Raw genomic sequence first — 21,029 nt, 5'->3', positions numbered from 1 at the left:
TGTCCCTTTTTTGCAAAGTTTTCGCATGCGAGAACTTTAAAACATGGCATCCCCTAAAGTTTTCGCATGCGAAAACATGGGCGCATATTGATGCGAAAACCAATATTTATATAATCTTCCTCGTCAAATATCGATTCGACTCGACTATCCTCGTTGGAAGTTTTGTATGCGTTGCCGCGCAACAAAACGCTTGGATTAGCCTCTCACCAGCCTTTTGGGTGAAAGGCTTCTTTTTTTATATAGGCTCTTGAAATCTAACTTTTTTCCGCAAAATAGCCCTATTTAATGCCCATTCAAAAGTAAGTAACGCCCGTCTATTGAGTAAAATCCACCATTCCGAATACACTCGCTAGGTGATATACAAAAGGGGGATTTAATGCCAGTGTCAGTTGTTGGTGAGAGCTTTGCGATTAGCGTACTGGCTCTATCTGTCCTCAGTGGTGTTGGGTCATATCTCCAAGGCATACGCGAGCAACGTCTAGCTGGTGGATTCCTTGATTTTTTAACCGAGCTAACGCTGGCGTTGGTGGTCGGTTTGATAGTCGCTTACTTGTGTGAAAGCGAGGGTGTGGAGGCTGGTTATACCAGCGCGCTTGTCCTCATTGCGTCGAACAACGGAGCAGACTCGATCAACTTTATCCGCAAGCTGGCTAGCCAAATGTTAGCGAGATTTTTTAATACCGGAGGGCAAGGCAAATGATGGAATTTGCAGTAATTGGCCTAGCCATTGCTGACCGATTTTTGCTTAAACGAAACGCAGTAAAAATACTGCATGCAAACCAGATGGACGATCCCGATGTGATTCGATTCGTTCTTGGTTATCAATCTCAGCGAGCCATAACGAGTGGGACTTTAACCTATTCGTTGCGCAGTAAAAAACGACCAAAAGCCGTCATTACTCGCACACGTAAGCTCGACTTTTCACACGCCGGACATAACAGCGAATACCTGACGTTCGATCGCAAGTTACTCGAACTCGAAGCGGGGGAAAAGCTGCATGGCGAGTGGATTCTGGACGTTAAGATTGAGCGCTCCTGTTCCCTAATCAATCCGCTATACAAAATCTTTCCTACCTGTACGACATATTCAGAGGAATTTGAAATTGCGTAACAACAGTAAGTTTGCACTAGACCAGTCACATAACTATGTGGTGGTCGATTTTGACAACGTGACCGAACGCGGCCTTAAGAGTCTGATCACTGCGTTAAAACAAGCTGGTGCGACTGTTACAGACGTAGAAGCCTCAAACAAGAGAACGAGACGAGACCGCGAGACAGTTAAACGCGCCAAGTTATTCTTTGATAATGGCCAGTCAATGACGCTGTTTATTGGTGATGAGGGTGATATTTTCCAAATGACACTCAACAGCACTAAACAGCCTATCCCTAGCGTGAAAAACGAGCGTGAGCTTGCGCGTGAAATGGTTCGCCTAATGAAGCGCAACCAAAGCAAGTTTGACAAGCAAGTTGCACGTAAAGCGGCTAAAGCCGTTAAAGACACCTCAGACATTCAACCAGCTACACGTTCTGTTGCTAAGCGACTTGAAGAAGCCAAAGCGGCTGAACAAGTCGCTCAGTCCAATTACACCAATGCCCTAGCCGCTCGGGATAGCGTTCGCACTAAGTTGGAAGAAGAACAACGCCGCATAGCAGATCTCGAAACTGCATTAGAGCAAGAGAAGCAAGAAACCAAAGAACTTGAAGCACAATTAGAGGCGGCAAAGTCATGATGTTTACCAGTCAAAATCAAATCAAGATTGTGGATCGCATCGACCATCTGGCCAAGAAACTCACGCCGGAGCAGATTGAAGCGGTGCTGCAAGGTAAAAACGCCGATCAAATCCTAGAAGCATTGTCACTTGAGGATTTGGAGAACACCTACTTGTATCAGTGCAGGCCTGTGCCACAAATGATGTTAGAGGCGTTCAAATCGAAAGCCTCAAGGCTTCAATTTCGTGCTCAGCAATTCGGTAAGCACTTGGAACGTAAAACCCCTACTCTATCGGTAGAGGCCGTTGAAGTAGGCAAACCGCGCAAGTCTGGTGCGGTTGCTGTCCAAATGGTGAAAATCCCGTTTTCAGATGGCCAGAGCATTTCTATTGCGTTCCATGCGCCGGATAACGATCCGCTAAAAATCAATCCAGATGACACGTTAATCGCGTTCCGCTTTCTAATGAACTCGCGCGATATTACTCACGTAGTCGCGCCAAAGGGCAACATGGATTTATCCCTTAAGGAAGTGACCAACAAGCTAGCGCAGTTGCTTGAAAACAACAGTGAGAAATTTGTCGCTGCTAAGGCCAAGAAAGACGCTGACAAGAAAGCATTGGAAGAAGCGCAACAAAAGGCACAAGAACTTGATGAACAAGCTGCGCAACTAGGCGAAGAAGCTACCGAATTGGAACAAAAGCTCGATGAGCTGGCCAAGAAAGAGAAGCGCTTGGAAACTCAGATCGCTACGCAGAACGAAATCCAAGAAGAACTACGCAAACAGCTTGCTGCTATCAAGCCAGCAGCAAATACAGCAACGAAAAATGTAAACGCTGGTGGCAGTTCGTCTCAAGTGATCGAGCAATGGGACGCTTCATGGACTAAGCAAGAGAAGCGCGACTTCATCATTAACCGTGCTTTCAATGGCGATCTTGATGCCTTTGTTAAGCAGCTAAGCCAAGAGTTTAAAGACTCATTAGAGTTTGCAGGTGCAGCAAATCAAAACGTTCCTAGCACTTATTCAGAGTCGTACATCAATGATGTGATTTATGACCTCGATAAAGGTGCTATGACGGTATCAGAGCTTGCCGAGGCTAAAGAATACATCCGTGATTCAATTGAAAACGATTTTCCTCAGTTGTCAGACGAAGAACGGGAACGAAAAGCAAATATCGAGCGCAAAGAATGGCTATTGGCTCTTATTGGTCGCAAGACCATTGCTAAGGGCTGGAAGATGGATAAAGGCGAAGATAGCGAGCCGTTTGTCTACTTCGAATCGCCTGACGCGAACGACGATGATAGCTTTGGCCAGTACATGATCCACGCGCGCGATAACCAAACCTTGGCTGTCACTTACGGCGAGGGTTCACCGCTTGCTGGTGGTGACGATCTACAAGGTTGGGAAGCTGCTAAATCACTTATTCTGGCTGACTACGATCGCGAATCTAAGTTGCTTCAAGATACCGATGACAACAACGAAGAACCACAACCAATTGAGAACGACGAGCCAAACGCGAACGATCAAGACAAAGACGAAACCACGGATAACCTATTCTGGTATGGCCTACGTCTACGCCCTTATGGCTTGGGTACAACGCCGCCACAACATCAAGTGGCTAAGTACCTCGATCCAGAATCGGCTAAAGAGCAATTCGCTGACGCTGGTAATGGCATTCGCCACGGTGCGATCGCTTATGACCAAAAACTGCCACCAGAACTAGTAAGCAACTTTGACCTAGAGCCGCTATTTGGCATGGTTGAGGGCGACCTAGAAGAAGCTGAGCGCATCACAACCGAAGCGCTAGGCCAATGGGTTGAGGACAAAGGCGTTGATGAAATTCCTCAGTCTACGCTCGATACCCTAAAACAAGTGGGCTTCAAAGCAGCGTTCGCTAAGCAGCTACGCCAGCAACCAGAAATGAAGAACCGCAAGGAAAATCCAAACGCGTACAAGCTATGGAGCGCATCGATTAACCTTGTGACGCCGGACATGATTCAAGAGATTGCCGAAGACCTAATGCTGGTTCAAAGCGATGCTGAATTACAGCGCCAAGCAGAACACACGCAAGGCCGCATGCGCTTCCAAGAAGCAGCTCTATCCCAACTTAAGGATATGCAGTCAGTAAACCCAAGCGATCGCAAACGTCTTGTTATGCTAGCTGACCTAACGCTAGGTACTGGTAAAACACTAAAACGTGGCGAGAAAGTGGATGACCAAGCTAAGCGTATTTCAGAACAAGCGCACCTAGTGGAATCACTACAAGGTGAAACCCTAGCGTCACTGGAAGCGCAATTTAAGAACCGCAAAGAGATCACTGATTTCCTAACGGCTCATCGCATTCCATTTAACCGCCGTGCGAAACGCGCTGACCTACTGCAAGCTATCTTGAACTACCGTGACGGATTCTTTAGTGCAACGGCGAAAATGTTCGACCTACGCGCGCTACGTGGCGACCTATACGAGAAGTTTGAGAACGGCGAAGCGTTAGCACTGGATGACGTAGAAAAAGCGTTTAGCGCGACTACGGTTTACCATGAGGGAGACGTAGCTTACACCAAGGCAAAAGGTGAAACCGTCATTCCAGCAATGGCAGACCAAGGCGAGGACTACCAAAAAGTTGAGCGCTTCATTAAGGCGATTGATGACGGTATCTACCCTGACCTATCCGAACTAAGTTCAGATGAGCTCTTTGCTCAGCACTATGCAATGGCAAGTGTTACCAACCAAGAAATCCTGGCAATTCATGGTTTTAGATACTTGGATAACGATGAGCAGATCGACAATGAACAGATGGCTCGCGCTATCCATAACTCGGTCATGCCATTGTGGTACACAAAAGCTATCGAAGCGGAATACGAAAGCCGTGGATTCCCTAGCCTTGCTGCGTTGCCTGACTTGAACCATAAAGGTCAATTCAAGGCGACACGCGAGAAACGCTACGCACCAGTTGGCACTATTGGCCAATCTGATTTTAGCGTTATCGATACGTACACAGGCAAGGTGCTAGAAACTGGCCTAGAGGGCGCAGCAGCGCAGCAAAAAGCGACTCAACTAAACGACCAAGCAGTGAAAGAAAGCACTATTGCAATCTTTAACATGCTTAAGGACGGCAAAACGCTTGAGCAAATTGCAGAGACGGAATACAGCGCACCACTAGAGCCTGTCAGTCCGGCCATGTTCACCACAATCAACGGCTTTGAATCATTGTATTCAACGTTAGCCATTAACGGCTCGGGTTCGCTTCACTCGCGCCCAACACTACGCGAGAACGCCGACAAGCTACTGGCTAAGGTGGACGCTGACGGCAAGATTAACGATATTGCGCTAACCGAAGAACAAGAGAACCAAATGGAAAATACATTTGGCTACAGTTTCTTCTCTGCGAAGTCGAACAAGGGTAAAGAGCTACGCTTTATCGCTAACACCAATTCTCGCAGCTACCTAACGGTTGACGGTGCTAACAAACTGCTTGAGCTATTGGGTGCTAAGAACGCCGTAGAATCTGACACAGCAGATGAAGTGAGCAAGGGTGCATCCGAGGAAGAAAAACAACTTCTCGCACTAGACCCAACTCAATATTCATTTGGCTCAATCTATGAGAGCGAGGGCATTCGAGATACGGGTGAAATCGCTAAGCGAACCCGCGCCTTTATCGCTCAGCTTAAGAAAGCTGGCAAGATAAGTAATGACGTTAAAATCTCAGTACGCAAGCCTCGCTACGGCACACTAGACCTAACTCTGACTGACTTGCCAAGAAACGTCATGCTCTGCAATCCAGCTTACCTACAGTTCGAGATTGATAACCCTAACTCGCCAGCGCCACACGGTATGAGCCGTTATACCGAAGCAGTAGATCAGCTGATCGAGTTCGTTAACGCTTATGTAGGCCAATACGACTACAACAACAGCGACACGATGACCGATTACCACGATCGCAATTTCTTTGGTGGCCACCTAACCGTGGACTTTGATTTTGGTAAAGAGCGCAAAGTGGTAGAGCTCGCGTCTCTAACTGAAATGCACCAGCAAGGCGAACAGGCAGAGGATGACGCATTAGACGTTACCTCATTCCGTGAAAGCCTAGATGAAGAAGAAGCGAAAGCGCTTGAGCAGCTAGAAGCCTTTACCAACCTAGAGCTAAAACTTGGTAAGCAGGAAGTGACTTTCCCAACAGGCCGAGTGAAGTCGATTAATGCGAAAGATGAGGATGGACTAACTTACAGCCTAGACGTTCTATTCGACATTCTAGCGACCGACTTAAGCGAAAAAGCGAAAGCTCAACTTGAGACGATTAAGGACTGGCAATCTTCGGATACCTACTACAACGAAAAAGGCACATTGGTACAACCAAGTGTTGCGGCAGGTATCCACTCAGTAAATGGCTCAGTGCCAGCGAACGTGTACGCTCCGCTAATCGCCCGTTCATGGTTAAATGAAAGCCACGCTGACATTTATCCGATCGCTAAAGATGGCGAGTACAAGTTCGCGCTATACCAAGGCAACGACTTGATCGGTGAATTTGACGATACAGCGGAAATGGAAGCGCTATTAGTGAAAGCGTTCAATCTAAGTAGTGAAGCGCCTCAATCTGAAACAGAGGGCAATAACGAAGAAATGGAACATGTAGAGAAACTAAAGGAAATCCGAGATTTCACTGGTGAACCTACGCCGGAATTGGTTGATGAGTTCCAAACCGCACTAGAACAGGCTTACGCCCACTTCGAAGCTAACGACCAAATAGCAGAGAACGAAGCGTTGATGGATGCCGCTCTAAGCAACATCACAAGCATGATCCAAGCGCAAATTTAATCACAACCAAGGCCGCCACTTCGGCGGCCTAAACCGGAGACAATCAAGTGTTAAGCTTAAGAGAAAAAATGACGCTCAACCGCGATGCTGCGGGTTTGTTGAAAGAGCTTAAGAGTGGCCAGCTATCGATTGGTGAACGCATCAAAAAGAACCGTGAGCTGGTGGAAATTCTTAATAAACTGACTGGCGCTAACCAAAAGGTTGAGCAGGAGCCGGTATCAAGTTCGGATGAGCCAATATCGGTAGAAGAATTTTCCAAGTTAGGCCGCTCCGATAAGATTGAAAAGCTCAATGAAGTGCTACTTCTGCCTAACTGGTACGAATACGAAATGGCGTTTTTCCCTAACTACCAAATGGTTGAAAAGGGCGATAACTACGTTGTGTACAAGGATGGCGAAAACTTCCAGTTTGGCTACAAAGGGCATATTGCGCGAGGTTTGGACTACTGGAAAAACGATGCGGGTTCAGCCAAGAAAAATGGTGGTTTTGGTAGCTGGTCGCGCGCTGACCGTAGCAAGGCTATCAAGACCATCACTAAGCACATTGAGCAGAATGAGCGCGACAATGGCGAACGTCCAGTTGAACAAAGCGAACTGGTTGCGAGATTCCTTGCAGGAGAGTTTAATACAGCCAAGCCATCGTTGTTTGTTGATGTAATGCGAGACGTTCACTCAGAGGGCTTGGAGCTAGATAGCATCAAGCAAAAAGCGATTGAATGGTTCGAGCACAATCCTGACAAACTGGCCGCTTAAGTTTTCGCATGCGAGAACTTTAAAACATGACATTCTATATACTTTTCGCATGCGAAAACTTTTCAGAGAACTTGAGAAAAAAAATGAATGTTTTCACTAAAATCCGAGCAGACTATTACTACAAGCAATCTCTAAACCTTGCACTGGCAGCCAGTGAGCGTCATAACTACTCCAAGGCGCTTTTCGCATTGCTTAAGAGCCATTAATCCTTTTCCCTGTCCCAAAAGTTTTCGCATGCGAGAACTCGCCACTCCCAACCGGAGCGGTCAAATTGAATCAACTCACATCAATTAACGTCGAAATCAAAGAGGCGAAAAACATCAATGACCTAGCCGAGATTGTTCAACTGTACGCAACAGACAATCCAAAACCCAAGCTAGGTCGAACCAGCTACGTTGTGACAGCAAAAGGCGACGAAGTAGAAACAGGCTTTAAAGTCGTGGAAGCCAGCGACCTTATTCCATCGAACGATTTGGACGGTAGAATCAATCCGAATTTCCCACAAGAGCTGCAACCGCGCGACCGTACTCGCGTGTCCTCAAAATTGCAGATCTCAAAAATAGCCAACGATTTGCGCCCACAACAATTGACCGATTCTGGACTATCTAGCCACGGCGCACCGATTGTTGGCTCGGACAATGTGGTGGAGTCGGGGAACGGTCGAACCATCGCTATCATCAAGGCGTATCGAGAGGGCAAGGCTGATAAGTACCGCCAGTTCCTAATCGACAATGCGGAGCGCTTCGACCTATCGCCAGAGAAAGTTGAGAGCATGCGCGAGCCAGTGTTGGTTCGAGAACGTGTCACCAAAGTTAACCGTGCTAAGTTTACCCGAGACTCCAACCTCTCTGACTTGCAACAAATGAGCGCCGCCGAGACGGCTTGGGTTGACGCAGAGCGCATCGATGACCGCATGATTGCCCTTTTCCAACCGAGCGAAACAGGCAACCTTTTGGCCAAGTCTAACCAAGGATTTATAAACAGTTTCTTAACTGAAATTGGGGATAACTCAACCGCCGGACTACTTACCGAAGATGGCCGACCAACCAAGCAACTGATTGAGCGCATGCAAAATGCCGTGTTTGCCAAGGCGTACAAAAACGAGAAGTTGGTGAAGCTGGTAGCCGAGGAAGCCGATCCCGAAATTCGCAACATTTTGAGCGCGCTAAACGGCGCAGCAAGCGCGTTTGTTGAGATGCAATACCTTAGCGGGGAGGTGCATAAAAACACGTCTGGAACGCTGGCAGAAGCCGTGGAAATTAACGCCTCACAACCTGACCTCGCTAAGTCAGCACTTGACTCACTGGTGCAAGCAACCGAGTTAGTAAGACAGGCCAAAGATTCCGGTCAGCACATCGATGAGCTATTGGCTCAGTCCGGTTTGTTTGGCGACAACGATCCCGAGGCCGAAGCGCTGGCGAGATTCATTGCTGCTAACAACCGAAGCGCAAAACGCATGACACTGGCATTTAAGGCAATGGCCGAGGCAATCAATAGTGAATTGCTTCACCAAGGCCAAGCGCTCGGGGATATGTTTGGCGGTGGTGGTGCATCGCTTATTGATATTCTTGGGCGTGTAAATCAAGAGCTGGAAAACGAGGGGGTACAAACAGGCTTTATGTTCGAGTCCAGTGTGCAACTGGACGAACTTGCAAACGCTTCGAGGCATGCTATAAAATAGTTCTTGGTATATACTGCCTATACAACCTTTATAGACACACAAAAACGCCAGATTTAATTGTCAAATCTGGCGTTTTTGCATTTGGGGGTAGGGGATGTTTACTATCAGGCATCGTTATCACTACGGGCTAATCGACATAAACGAAGACGGCGTTGCCGATGGACATTCAGTCGCAGGGAATGAGATCCCCGCTTTAAGGAAAGATGGCGAGTATATCTACAGACCATTTAAAGGGGCGCTAGATAATATCTATCTGCTGCATGTCCAAAAGGTAAAGCTGGTGAATATCGTCGCTTATTGCGATGACGAACTAGGGCTATTTGGCTGGCAAGACGTGCCACTCGATCACTATGTGGTTGGTGTCTACCGTGACGGCGGGTATTACGTTCTAACGAAAAACGGGCAGCTAATTAGCCACCCGCTCTAAAAAAGTTTTCGCATGCGAGAACTTTACACGCGATAACCGACTAATTGAGCTTCCCCAACTGGCACTTGCTCAAGTTCGCCATCATCAAACAGTACCGTTAGCTTGTCGCTATGCTTACCAGATGCGAACACCAAACCATGACGACCATTAACCATGACACAAATACTGGTAGGCTTTTGGTTTGCTGTAGGCTTTTTGCTTACTGGTGTCTTATCGGTCTTTTCTGCTTTCTCGAGTTCGCTAGGTTTAGGGGTAACTTCCACCTCGCTATCTAGCTCGCCAGTACGCAGTTTTACACAATCTTGGCGCGTTAGCTTCTCGCCGCTTTCCAGTGCTTCACGAACGCGCTCAGAGTTATCGATGCTGGCTTTGCGTAGTTCGTTGATGGACTCAACATCACCAATAATCCCTTTTTTGAATGCTTCCAAAACAAAGTCAGGGGCTTTAAGCACATTTAGGTATTTCGAAATGTAGCCGTCTGATTTGCCAAGGCGCTTAGCTAAGCCACGGTTATCAAGATTGTGCTTTTTCTTAGCTTGGTCAAACGCCTTACCCAACTCGATTGCCGTTAAATCTTCACGTTGGATGTTTTCAATAAGCTGGCCAAAAATATCGCCCTTTTCACGGACAATACATTCAACGTGAGTCAGCTTGTCGCTCAACATAGCGGCGCGCCAACGTCGTTCACCCTCTTGGATTTTGTATCCCTTGCCATCGAACGGGTAAACAACGACAGGTTGAATTTGGCCGTTTTCTTCTAGGCTTTCGCATAACTCAAGTAGTGATTCATCGTTAAATTCTTCACGAACTTGCTCAACTGAATACAAAGAGTCTTTAGGGATAGCCAGCACTTTCGCTGCATCGCGGATTTCTACCGCTGATTCATCCAAGAGATTATCTAGGTCGCTAAGCTTGATTCGATCTCTTAAGCTTTTGGTCATGCTGTCACCTCTACCATGCGCTTGCAAAGCTCATCACAAACCGCTGTAAAGCCGAATTTATCAGCCGCTTTAGGGTTGGTTTCAATCAGTGCTTTGCCTTGGTTTAGAGCTTCACTTACGCGCGTTGTTTTAATCAGTTTGTTTTCAAAAACTAGGTTGCCGTACTCTTTACGAAGTTCCGCTTCCTGTTCGCGCTGGTCGTTTGTAATGTTGGCTTCAATAAGGTTTAGGACAATGCCTAACACTTCCAAGTCAGGGTTCATTCGACGGATTTGGCGCGAGGTCTTAACCAGCTCATTAACGCCTTTGATCGACATTTTTTGTGCTTGGCTAATGATAAGTAGCTTGCTGGCCACAAGTAGCGCTGCATGCTGTAGCGCGTTCGCCGCTGGTGGACAGTCGATAAAGATATAGTCGTAGTCGTCTTTGATAAGGTCGATAGACTCAGCCACGTTTAAGATTTGTGATTGAGTAATGTTGCCCATGCGCTTATCGCCGCCAATAACGTGTACGTTTTCGCTGACTTCGAAAGGTTTAGCCTTTACTGGATTTTCGAAAAGGTTGTAAGCGTTGTGTAGGCAGCTCGCAGATGTGTACTCTGGATTCTCGACCATTTCCGGTGCGATTGAACCGCCTAAGTTGTTTTGTGGGTCAAAGTCCAGGAATAGACATTTGTTGCCTTGGCTAGCGATGCTAATGCCAAAGTTGTAAGTACAAGTTGTTTTACCAACGCCGCCTTTTTGGTTGGCAATCGCCATGATAATGCTCATTAATTAATTTCCTTTGCTGGTGGAATTTGTTTGCTGTTTTGGTTTGCTCAGTGCTACCTCAAGATCCTCGATATAGCACTGAACTACGTAATCAGTTGTACCGCCGCCGTGCATTGCTTTGTAAATAGCAGTGTGGCAAGGGCTTACACCCTTAACGCCATCAATGAGCTGCTTGGCTTTTCTGGTACTTCCTGCCTTTTGGACTAATTGATTTAATCTTTCGCATCGTTCCTTGGATGCCATATCAATGCCTCTCGATTGTTGTCACTGGCAACAGGCACACACTATACGTTGCCAGTAGCAACAGCACAAGAAAAAAAAGTAACAAACAGAACCGATTGCACAAGTTTTCGCATGCGAGAACATTAAATAAATTGTGAGATTGATTCCATGTGTTTTCGCATGCGAAAACTTTTTGACAATTCTATTACTTAACTAGGTTACAAAGAGCAGCGTCAACAGGCATAAGAAGGAAAAAGCACCTAGTTGCATAATTCATTGTTTTTAATAAAAAATATTGAAAAACCTGTTGAATGTGAAAATTATTTCATATAAATTAAATTACAGATAGGCGGCAACAAAACTATTAGGGGTAGGATTGATTGCATCAAAGCTTATCTGTTCAACGTGCAATCCCCGCCATTTGTTCAGTGGCGGGGTTTATTTTTTCTATCTCAAAAGTTTTCGCATGCGAAAACTTAACGCATCGATTTGCTGTTAACACTCCACGCTTCGAGATTTACGTCCTCGATAGAATATTCAAATTCTTCATCATCGACGTAGTAGGTATGTAGGTTTGCTTGCCAGTAGCCTTTATCAACTTGCTCTTGCTGGTACGCCCACGCAGCACACAACAAAATCGCAGGGTCTTCGAAATTGAAGTGTTGCTCTGTGATCACTTCTGAATCGCTGCCAAGGTCATAACCATGCTTGGCCATGAGCGATTTAACCGCCCACCAATAAGCGCCATAGTGACGGTACATGAGCGGATTGGCTTTAAGTGTTTTGTAAATGCCATCTACTTGAGCTTGGATAAATGCTTCTTTGCTTTGCGCTGTTTCTAGCGCCTCATCGAGTAAGGGCTGTAGATCTTCAACGGTAGGCAATTTCACTTGAGTAATCATTGTTGTCTCCAAAAAGTTTTCGCATGCGAAAATTTGAGTTAGGCAGCTTCGGCCATTGTGTTATGAATGGTTAATAGCGATTTCGCTAGCAATTCCAAATCCGCTTTCGCAGAGATAAACCACCAGCCGCCATTAAATTCACTGCTTGCGTTTGATGCGAAGTCAGCGCCGTACTCGGCCTTAGCTTCCTTGTCACCAGCGAACATCACTTTAAGCGAACCTTTAAGGCCATTGTTGTCCATCAAACCAATGCGCTCGTATGGCTCTACAACAATCTCTTTTCGGTTGCGACCGCGCTTAGGCTTCCAGCTAATTGGTGAAGTCACCATTTTAACGTCGATGCCAATGCCTGACATTAGTTCGCTAAACTTCTCGATGCTCTCTACGTTAATGGCAGAGATATTATCGATTTTCACTTTCTGCGTTTCGGTCACTTTAACCTCGGCCTTTTCCGGCTTATCCGCATTTAGGTACTTCTCGATAAATTCCTCACGCTGTGCGCTGCGATAAGTGAATAGCGAACCATACGCACCTTTCATGCGATTCAATGACCAGTCATCCGAGAAGATTAGGCCATCACCGGATAGGAACTCACGTTCGCCAATAGCGTGTAGGTCAGCACATACCTTAAGCATGGTTTCTTGTGAGTTTTCGCCGTAAATCGCATCGACCTTTTTCAGTAGGTGAGTATCGGTCGTTGGTTTGTATTGCGTCATCCAGTACGCGATCTGTGATAGACGTTTCGCACGGTCAGGGTCGTTAGCCACCAGCTTAGTGAAGTCAGCGAATAGCTTATCTTCCAGCTCTGTGCGGTATTCGCTAGAGCGTTCGGTCAGAATATCGGTGTAACGAGTGAACTCACGAGCCGATAGGCGGCGCGCTTCGTGTGCGTTGGTGTAACCTGTCCATTTCAAATTGCTTAGATGGTTATCTAGCTCTTTAAGGAAAGTGATAGACGTTTTGTAAGTCGTCTCTGCTTTCAGTAGCGCTTCTTGATAAAGCTCAGGGTATTTTTCCTCGAATGCTTTGATCTCAAGTGTCACCAGTTCAACAACTTCCTGTTCGCTCACTTGGTTGCCGTTTTCCATCGCCTGTTTGTCCCAATCGCTACCGATAAAGAAACTTAGAATGTCGTGTTCCAACATCACGCGACCTTTATCTTCCAATTGCTTGGTTACTTGGTCGAGTAGGGCTTTCACGATCGCTTTATCGCTCGCATCTGGATAAATCAGCGTTTGGTCTGGTTCAACATCCAACCCCCACGGCGTAGAGAATGAGCCGTCAGCATTGCGCACCAAACAACGGCGGCTGTTACCGTAGGCTTTCATTTTCTTTTCTGCGACCAGTTCAAAGAACGTCTCACGGTCAAACGTATGAGCGACTTCACTTAGTGGTACACCTTGGAGCGCTTTTGCTTCTAGCGCAGCTCTATCCTGATTCACTGGCGCAATTTCAATAATGCGCTCAACAGGTAGATCGACATAGTTGCGTGACGCTGGTTCGCCGTCCATTTCAGTAATAAAGCCGTCCACCGTGCCAGATTTACGGTCGAAGTTGGTGATCATGATTGTTGCTTTTGAATCGTACTCGGCGCTCCAAGAACGGCTCTTAACTTCGGCTTTGTAGGTGTAGCCATTACGCACAATCACACCGTTGCGAACAATGTACAACTCTGGATGAGTTAGGAAGTCAGGGTAATCCTTTAACACACCGTCATTGATGGCCAGCTCCATTGCTGGTTTCAATTTCTTGATGGTATCGCTCGCTTTGTCGCGGTTTTTGATCGCTGCCTCATAGGTTTTGATTTGGCTTTCTAGCGCAAACAGTCTGCCTTTGGTGCGTTGGTAGTTTTTGTGCTGCCAACTTCCGCGCTTCTCGCCCTCTGCACGTAGGCGATCTTCTTCCACCTCTTTGCGTAGTGGCTCTAACTTCTCGCGTAGTTCGGCCAGCTCGCCCTCAACCGCACTCACATCCAAAGCAAGCATTTGGGTGGCTTTGATGTACTTGCTGACGTTAATACTTGCTAGTCGGCGTTCCTCTAATTTGCGCTTGCGCTCAGCTTGACGCTTAGCCGCTTCGATACGGGCTTTCGCTTCTTCTGGATTTGCTGCCAGCATGATTGCAGTTTCGTCGGCTGCGTCTGCATCGGCGTTCGCAATGTACTTTTCATCACCTTTGAACATTGTCTCAATCCAAGTGGCTTTGCGTTGGATTGTGGCCAAGCGGAAATCATCGAATGAGCCTTTCGACGTGTAGTAGTGAACGTTCACGCTGTTTTGTTTAGAGCCAACACGCGCGCCACGGCCATTACGCTGTGTGATACTCATTGGAGTCCAAGGTAGCGTTAAGTGGTGAATATCGGTTGTGCCATGATGCAAGTTGATGCCGACTTCGCCTTTTTTATTGAGGATCATGAATTTGTATTTCGAGGTGTTGTAAGCATTGGCCATTGCTTCCAAACCCGCTTCCTCATCGTCCTCAGTCGCTTTAGAGCCTTTCTTACCCGCAACGGTATCGCTGTTCAAAATACCGATTTCAGACAGCTTACAACCAACAAAATCCGCAATGATTCGCGCGACTTTCTTGTGCTGTGTTTTTTCTTCGGTGAAGACAAGCTGCTTACCGCCAGCCAGATAAATCTCGCGCGCGTTCTCAAGGAACTTGGCGTACTTAGGGGAGACAGGGTGCGTAAATTTCAACTTGGCCTTGTCACAAATGTTTGTGAATCGGTCATCAAGTTGCTGGTGGAGCTGAACCACGCAGTGATCGCCCTCGACCTTAACGCTCTTATCAACCTTAACTTGGATTTTGCTTAGCTTAACCGTGCCGTCTGGTGCCACATCCTCAAAAGCGACCGTGACGGTATTTGGTAGCTTAGCTACTGCCGCCTCAACCTCTTTTTTGTTGTCCTTGGCGAATCGGTAGGTAACACGCTCATAGTACAAATCAAGGTCTGTACTTACCTTGTCCATTTTACGGATTAGGCCGAAAACCGTGTCGTTAGGGTATTGCTCGACAATCTCTTGGTTTTCGTCTTTGTCTGGATTACTGATTGCGTCAGCGCGCTGGCGTAGTTCCTCATATAGCGCTTCCTGTTCGCTATTCATTTGGACAACGCTTTGCTGGCTAATCAGGTCAGGAATGTGAACGTTGGCACCAACGGATTTAGCATCCTCGATCGTCATGTAGCGGTTAACGATGTTTCGAAGTGCGTCTAGGTTTTGGAATCCGAGTAGGGCTTCACGCTGTTCAACTTCGCCCGAAATCTTAGTAACCAGCGCTTCGCCAGTCTTACCAAACATGCGGATAAAGTCGTCGCTGTCAAAGATCCCCATCTTGGCAAACGTGTCTGCCGGAATGATGTGGGACAGCATATTGAACATATCAACAGGGCTGTTTACGGTTGGCGTAGCTGTTAGGAAGTAAACGCCTCGACCGTCATTGCGAGCCTTAATGACGTTGTTCTTAAGCTGCATATCGATAGCGCGATCGGCTTGCGCTTGGCTAGGCAAGAATGCCAGATTGTTTCGGTATGAGCCGCCCTTGTACGAGTTGCGGAAATCATGCGCCTCATCGACCATCACCGAATCGAATAGCAAGTCCTCAAAGTACGGTAGTTCTTCGTTTTTGGCCGTACCATCGTCAGCATATTTCGCTTCAAAGCGCGCGTTCTTCGCTTGATCTGTGTGGCTTTCCGCTTCCTTAACTAGCTTGCTTGAACCAGCAATCAAACCAGCATCGCGCATTTCAAGCACGTTGGCCGAAATCGTGTCCGGCTTCAATGGAATGCGGTTGTACACGTCTTTTGTCATTACCACGATGCGAGCGGTTGACTGTGTAAGCTGGTGGAGCTGTTCTGCTACGCGCTTGCCGTTTGTGTCTACGGTCAGTTTGGCGCGCAAGATAGGATCGCCTTTCTTGTCTAACTTCGGTTCGCCCGTTTCATCTAATACCGGTTCCCGAATGATTTTTCCGTCATCGTCTTTGTGAACTTCAAGGCCGATAAATACCTTGTCAGATAGATTGCTTTCACCAAAGAACAGGTCGGACTCATAGAACCAGTTCTCTAACACGGATTTAGGAACAACGATGGCCACACGGTTGGCGCGTTTGGTTTCTAGGTTGTGCTGCACGAGGCCAAGGCCAGTGAGCGTTTTACCCAAGCCAGTACCAAAGGCAATAATGCCGTTACCGTCTGCACTGTGACGGCGAATCGTTGAGTTTTGGTAAGGTAGGAACTCAATCGCACCAGATACGCCATTTAGCGTTAGTGGTGAGTCATCAAACTCCGGCTTAATCCAACCGTTAAACGTATTGTTGTAAACCTGTTCCAAGTATTCTGAATGGTCAGATGATGCAATCCATGTAGAAAACTCATCATCGAGGCGGCGCATTTGTTCACGGATAAGTGATTTATCTTCGTTCTTACTACCGCCACGAACCGCACCATAGTTGATGTACGATTCAATTTGACGCTCAAATCGCTCATCGCTGTTCGCTGCTTTACCTTTCACGCCATTACGAGTTAGGCCATCAATCCATTCGCCATCACGCCAACGGTAGCCAGTAAGGTATTGGCCGGATTCGCTTTGTACGAAATCCTCAAAGCCGTCCTTATCCTCGGTAAAGTCGCCCAAGATAAATTCCGTGTAGCCACGGTCATGCAGGAACTCAAGCATGATGTTTTTAGGAATCCACTTATCGGTAAGCTTCATCTTCACATCGGCAATCGAGATCTTGTTTCGCTTAGATTCGATGGCTTTAATTTGGCGCATGATGTTAGCTTTCACGGTATCGCTGGTGGTCGATACTAATTGTGTGGTCAGCTGATCCATGCGCTTACCGACTAGGCCAGTCGTCGCTTTATGGAATGCCGTCACCGTGCCGTCAGGGTTTACCGCTACCTCATCCATGTTCGCTAGGTAATCAAGCAACTGCTCATCGCTCATCGCATCGATACCGCTTGCGGTGTAATACGTGCGAACGTCATTCAGTGTCAGTGTGGTTATGCCTAGTTCACGGTCACATAGATGGAACACGTCACAAATGCGAGACGAACTGTATTGAACGGTCAGCTCACGCTTAAGGTCGCCTTTGAGTAGGTCAGACAGTTTGCCCTTAGAATCGATCGATGAGTGGTAGTAATTCCATGCAGAGACGTACTTCTCGCTTAAGTTGCTTAGCGCTTTCTTCGATACCTTAGAACCGCCCATTAACGCGTTCAGCTCTAACACTTCGCCGCTTAACTTCACGCGATATTGTTCGGTCTGGAAGTCCTCCGCGCCCATTGCCATGTTGGCCAAGTCGCTATTGGATGTCGTTCGGCTACCAGCAACCAACGTTGCAAGCGTTTGAACTTTCATGCCAAGTAGAATGCCTTTGTAAGCGTGTTCTTGGCTTGCTTTTGGCAGCTTGGCAATCTCGCGCATTAGGGCTTTAAAGTCGTCATGACACAGGTAACCGTAATCTTCGAAAAGCTTGAGCGCTTGGCTGGCCGATAGCTTAAGCATCGATTCAGTAGAGTAGGTGATAGAACCGATCTCATCGGTGTTATCTACGCCATAGGTCGCCTTACTGATAACGCCTGTTTTCGCATTGCTTTCAGATAGCTCCCATTCGCCATCAATCATTTCGTACTGCTGGCCATTGCGGAAAATCGTGTCTCCATCGGAGTATTTCGCGCTCACTGGCTCGCTAACCGCTTCATCGAGTAACATCCAATCAATGCGACTGTCAAAGCGGCGCATTAACGACTCTTTAATATCATCGTTAGAACGGTTGCCACGCTTCACGACTTTGCGCGCAAACTTACCTACGCCCTCAACAGTCTGTTCGCCGTTGATGAATTTCTTACCCTCGCGCTCGAACCACTTACCTTTGAGCCAAGTGTCCCAAAGTACGTTAGATTCAATCAGCGTGTCGCGGTCGGCGCTATCAATCAGTGCTTTCGCTTGGTCGCTGTGTTTTCGCCAGATAACAAGGTCAGTCACTACGCCCGTATCAGAGAACGTGCCCGTTGGTAGTCGGTGCGCGCCCAAAAACTCCGCTTTAAGCGCGAGTTGTGTACGCCACTTCTCAAGGTTTTTCGCATCACAAATACGAGTTGGCAGCACTAGGGCAATCAAGCCACCAGCTTTCGCCTTATCGATAGAACGAGAAACGAAATACTGATCAGCGTACTTAATGTCTTTGTACGCTTTGTCTTTCATCGCGCTAGCGTCTCGAACACCATAAGGCGGGTTGCCGATTACTAGGTCAAAGTCGCCAATGCCAGGATTAGTTGCTACCGCTTCGAATGCCGATTGGATTACATGGTCTTCGGGGTGAAGAATTTGGTTGATGGCCGCTGAGGTCTGATCCATTTCTACGGATGTAGTCAGGGTGCCTTTAGGTTTGGTTTCGCTAAATACGCCCACGCCCGAACTTGGTTCAAGTACGCTACCGCCAGTAAAGCCATAGGAACGAACTGCATCCCAAGTCGCGCTCGCCAGCCATTTAGGCGTGTAGTATTCGTTGGTGGAGCCACCGATGCCGCCAAAACCTGTGTAGTCGCGCAGAGCTGCTTTATCTTCGGGTGAAACGTTAGAGTAGTCGCCGTTGTACTTGGCGAGAATATCTTTGGCTAGTTGGTTAGCCTTAAGGCGCTGGTGGCCTTTTGGAGTGTCGCTAATATCGACAGCGAGCAAGGCTTCAAACTGGCGTACCAGTTCATCGATTGTTGTCGCCTGTTCAATACTGCGGGTTAAATCAGTGTTCATTGAACGTGCCTTTTATTCTTTGGATAAAAGCCAAAAAAAAAGTCGAGCTTTCGCCCGACTTTTTCCTTTCCTATTCCCCATCCCAAAAAAACGCCACTATCAATATCAATTTAAGTTAATGAATAATCTAAAATATCTAAGGAAGTAGATTTTTAGGGACAAAAGAATTATTCCGAACACGGCCATTATCATCAAGAATAAAAATTAGTGTTTTTGGTGAGTAACCAAGATTCAAAGGCAAGCAATTGAACTTTGACTAAAAAAAATTAACGCATAGAAAATCAATGATTTATTAGCGTATTGGTCACATTGACGCGATGCGCTATCATCCAAGATCATCCCCATCCCTGTAAAAAGCGCCTCAAATTACCGAGGTCGCACATGTCGCAAAATAAGGCATCAATTGGGCTAGCGGCAGCTTTAAAACAAGCGTTCCCTTTCTTTAACGAGAATGACGATAAAGAGAGTGGGATAAGTTTTGAATCTGGCGCTGGATACACGGGATCGCCATTCCACGATCGCGAACACCAATTAGATGAAAGCAACGGCGCTCTGACCAATGACGGTCGAAAAAGCTCAGACCGCTTTTTTCTGCACAAGCTGCCGAAAGATCGCTTCATGCTATATCCGATACTCAAGGAAATGGCCGAGGACAGCACGATTGATGCCGCGCTCAATCTGCACCTTGGTCACGCTCTTTCGGTATCAAACGACAATGGCATGGCTGTGTATCTTCATCCAACCGATGAGAAGTACGCCGAGTACGTAGGCCGTCTTAACCGAGAGCTGCTAACTCCAATCAACGAAAACCTAATGAACTGGACGTATTCAACGCTGGTTTATGGGGTTAACTATGTTCGCCCATACACGAAAGAGGGCGTGGGTATTACTCACTTTGAGGCCAACTACTACACGTTGCCAAACCAAATTCGTGAGTACGAACGTTCGGGCGAGCTAGCGGGATTTACTGCGGAATATCTACAAACCCGAGCGAACGGCGAACAGGTACGCCTTGCCGAACCTTGGGCGCTTATCCCACTAAAAATGCCAATCTGGCGGCCAGATATGGATATACCGCCAGTTAACTACACTGGCCAGCGCTACTCACTTTATGACGATGCGTATTCACGCATGCCAATCGAGACGCAGAACTACGGCACATCCATTCTTCTTACCTGTTTTGAGGCTTGGTCGATGCTTCGCCAGTCCATTGCAGCGCTCGGCGCAAGTCGTGTGAATGCTTCACTTATCGATCGCATGGTAGCGGTAAACACTGACGGCTTAGATGCGGCCGGAGCTGCGGAATACATCAACATGGTCGCTGACCAGATGAAGCAAGACCGTCAAGAGGTGGTAGACCGTTCCCGCAAGCTAGGTTTCATTCCAACCGTCATCAACACGCTATTGCCCTTTATGGGCGGCGCTAAAGGTGGCTTGCAGATCGATACCTTTACCACTGACCCGAATATCTCCCACATCGAAGACATTATGTTTCACCTTAAACGCTTAGCCGGAACGCTTGGCGTAGACCCATCCATGCTTGGGTTTGGTGATCTTCTTTCTGGTGGACTAGGCGAGGGCGGCTTCTTCCGCACATCGATTCAATCTGCACTACGCGCCAACCAAATCCGCGCAGCCGTGGTGGCGTTCGTTAAGCGCGCTATCGATATTCACACCATCTACCGAGACGGCAAGGTGTGGAACGATAACGATATGCCATTCGAGATCCGCTTTAACTCTCTCAATACCGCTATTGAGCAAGAGAAAGCCGATGCAATGGAATCTCAAGCGAACTACGCAACCATGCTGGCCACCGTGCTTGACCTTATCGAGCAATCCCCAATCGGCAAATCCGAAAAACTCAAAAATCACCTTTACACGTCTGTTATTGGCCTCGATTCCGAGCTGGCCAAGGAAGTCATTTCCGAGCTGGCCGCTCAAGTCTCTAAAAACGACAAAATGATGGAATCCATTGGCATGACTGACCAAAGCGAAGCGGAACGATTCGTTAGAGACGTAGTTCTCGACCTACTAACCGAAATCCAAAGCCATTAATG

14 protein-coding genes are annotated in these 21,029 nt (G+C 47.3%); 9 read left to right on the top strand and 5 right to left on the bottom strand.

The genetic code is table 11. From position 1 onward, the window contains the following. Positions 1-376: 376 nt before the first annotated feature. The 8 genes from R7Z10_RS20885 (at position 377) to R7Z10_RS20850 (ending at position 9,379) form a co-directional block, all read left to right on the top strand. Complete coding sequence (locus tag R7Z10_RS20885) at positions 377-700, top strand: hypothetical protein (protein WP_017634052.1); 324 nt, start codon at positions 377-379, stop codon at positions 698-700. Further along, positions 697-1,110, top strand: a complete 414-nt coding sequence (locus R7Z10_RS20880) for a hypothetical protein (RefSeq protein WP_136976912.1) — start codon at positions 697-699, stop codon at positions 1,108-1,110. The genes R7Z10_RS20885 and R7Z10_RS20880 overlap by 4 nt, the downstream gene beginning before the upstream one ends. Further along, on the top strand, positions 1,103-1,729 hold the full coding sequence (locus R7Z10_RS20875; protein WP_054579122.1) for a hypothetical protein: 627 nt from the start codon (positions 1,103-1,105) through the stop codon (positions 1,727-1,729). Before R7Z10_RS20880 ends, R7Z10_RS20875 begins: the two co-directional genes overlap by 8 nt. After that, complete coding sequence (locus R7Z10_RS20870) at positions 1,726-6,519, top strand: hypothetical protein (RefSeq protein WP_213892686.1); 4,794 nt, start codon at positions 1,726-1,728, stop codon at positions 6,517-6,519. The genes R7Z10_RS20875 and R7Z10_RS20870 overlap by 4 nt, the downstream gene beginning before the upstream one ends. A gap of 68 nt (positions 6,520-6,587) precedes the next feature. After that, positions 6,588-7,271 (top strand): hypothetical protein, encoded by a 684-nt coding sequence (locus tag R7Z10_RS20865; RefSeq protein WP_054577307.1) that lies wholly within the window; start codon positions 6,588-6,590, stop codon positions 7,269-7,271. Positions 7,272-7,354: 83 nt separating this feature from the next. Continuing rightward, the gene (locus tag R7Z10_RS20860) at positions 7,355-7,477 is read left to right on the top strand and encodes a hypothetical protein (RefSeq protein WP_258457758.1); all 123 of its coding nucleotides are present in this window, start codon (positions 7,355-7,357) and stop codon (positions 7,475-7,477) included. 65 nt (positions 7,478-7,542) lie between these two features. Beyond that, positions 7,543-8,952, top strand: coding sequence for a hypothetical protein (locus tag R7Z10_RS20855; RefSeq protein ID WP_054579120.1), 1,410 nt, complete (start codon positions 7,543-7,545; stop codon positions 8,950-8,952). 94 nt (positions 8,953-9,046) lie between these two features. Beyond that, positions 9,047-9,379: a hypothetical protein gene (locus R7Z10_RS20850; RefSeq protein ID WP_079878982.1), complete on the top strand. Its 333-nt coding sequence runs from the start codon at positions 9,047-9,049 to the stop codon at positions 9,377-9,379. Between the two features lie 23 nt (positions 9,380-9,402). Here the strand turns inward: R7Z10_RS20850 and R7Z10_RS20845 are convergent, their stop codons facing one another. The 5 genes from R7Z10_RS20845 to R7Z10_RS20825 all read right to left on the bottom strand — a co-directional run bounded on the left by R7Z10_RS20845 (position 9,403) and on the right by R7Z10_RS20825 (position 18,972). Continuing rightward, positions 9,403-10,320: a ParB/RepB/Spo0J family partition protein gene (locus R7Z10_RS20845; RefSeq protein WP_054579118.1), complete on the bottom strand. Its 918-nt coding sequence runs from the start codon at positions 10,318-10,320 to the stop codon at positions 9,403-9,405. After that, positions 10,317-11,090: a ParA family protein gene (locus tag R7Z10_RS20840; RefSeq protein ID WP_054579117.1), complete on the bottom strand. Its 774-nt coding sequence runs from the start codon at positions 11,088-11,090 to the stop codon at positions 10,317-10,319. Before R7Z10_RS20840 ends, R7Z10_RS20845 begins: the two co-directional genes overlap by 4 nt. A 3-nt stretch (positions 11,091-11,093) precedes the next feature. Beyond that, a complete protein-coding gene (locus R7Z10_RS20835; protein ID WP_017634062.1) occupies positions 11,094-11,333 on the bottom strand; it encodes a hypothetical protein in 240 nt (79 codons plus the stop codon). 455 nt (positions 11,334-11,788) lie between these two features. Beyond that, complete coding sequence (locus R7Z10_RS20830) at positions 11,789-12,214, bottom strand: hypothetical protein (RefSeq protein ID WP_054579116.1); 426 nt, start codon at positions 12,212-12,214, stop codon at positions 11,789-11,791. A 38-nt stretch (positions 12,215-12,252) separates the two neighbouring features. After that, positions 12,253-18,972 (bottom strand): SNF2-related protein, encoded by a 6,720-nt coding sequence (locus tag R7Z10_RS20825; RefSeq protein ID WP_213867181.1) that lies wholly within the window; start codon positions 18,970-18,972, stop codon positions 12,253-12,255. Between the two features lie 381 nt (positions 18,973-19,353). On the opposite strand from R7Z10_RS20825, the gene R7Z10_RS20820 reads away from it, so the two are divergent. After that, complete coding sequence (locus R7Z10_RS20820) at positions 19,354-21,027, top strand: portal protein (protein ID WP_171343329.1); 1,674 nt, start codon at positions 19,354-19,356, stop codon at positions 21,025-21,027. Positions 21,028-21,029 lie beyond the last annotated feature (2 nt).

Origin of the sequence: Vibrio sp. Vb1018 (assembly GCF_033338775.1) — a bacterium.
Taxonomy (GTDB): Bacteria; Pseudomonadota; Gammaproteobacteria; order Enterobacterales; family Vibrionaceae; genus Vibrio; species Vibrio alginolyticus.
This window is presented reverse-complemented; position numbering and strand designations above follow the sequence as displayed.

Excerpts from the sequence above, each read along its gene's own strand:
- R7Z10_RS20885 (WP_017634052.1), top strand. The coding sequence starts at position 377 with ATGCCAGTGTCAGTTGTTGGTGAGAGCTTTGCGATTAGCGTACTGGCT.
- R7Z10_RS20880 (WP_136976912.1), top strand. The coding sequence starts at position 697 with ATGATGGAATTTGCAGTAATTGGCCTAGCCATTGCTGACCGATTTTTG.
- R7Z10_RS20870 (WP_213892686.1), top strand. The coding sequence starts at position 1,726 with ATGATGTTTACCAGTCAAAATCAAATCAAGATTGTGGATCGCATCGAC.
- R7Z10_RS20865 (WP_054577307.1), top strand. The coding sequence starts at position 6,588 with ATGACGCTCAACCGCGATGCTGCGGGTTTGTTGAAAGAGCTTAAGAGT.
- R7Z10_RS20860 (WP_258457758.1), top strand. The coding sequence starts at position 7,355 with ATGAATGTTTTCACTAAAATCCGAGCAGACTATTACTACAAGCAATCT.
- R7Z10_RS20850 (WP_079878982.1), top strand. The coding sequence starts at position 9,047 with ATGTTTACTATCAGGCATCGTTATCACTACGGGCTAATCGACATAAAC.
- R7Z10_RS20845 (WP_054579118.1), bottom strand. The coding sequence starts at position 10,320 with ATGACCAAAAGCTTAAGAGATCGAATCAAGCTTAGCGACCTAGATAAT.
- R7Z10_RS20840 (WP_054579117.1), bottom strand. The coding sequence starts at position 11,090 with ATGAGCATTATCATGGCGATTGCCAACCAAAAAGGCGGCGTTGGTAAA.
- R7Z10_RS20835 (WP_017634062.1), bottom strand. The coding sequence starts at position 11,333 with ATGGCATCCAAGGAACGATGCGAAAGATTAAATCAATTAGTCCAAAAG.
- R7Z10_RS20830 (WP_054579116.1), bottom strand. The coding sequence starts at position 12,214 with ATGATTACTCAAGTGAAATTGCCTACCGTTGAAGATCTACAGCCCTTA.
- R7Z10_RS20825 (WP_213867181.1), bottom strand. The coding sequence starts at position 18,972 with ATGAACACTGATTTAACCCGCAGTATTGAACAGGCGACAACAATCGAT.
- R7Z10_RS20820 (WP_171343329.1), top strand. The coding sequence starts at position 19,354 with ATGTCGCAAAATAAGGCATCAATTGGGCTAGCGGCAGCTTTAAAACAA.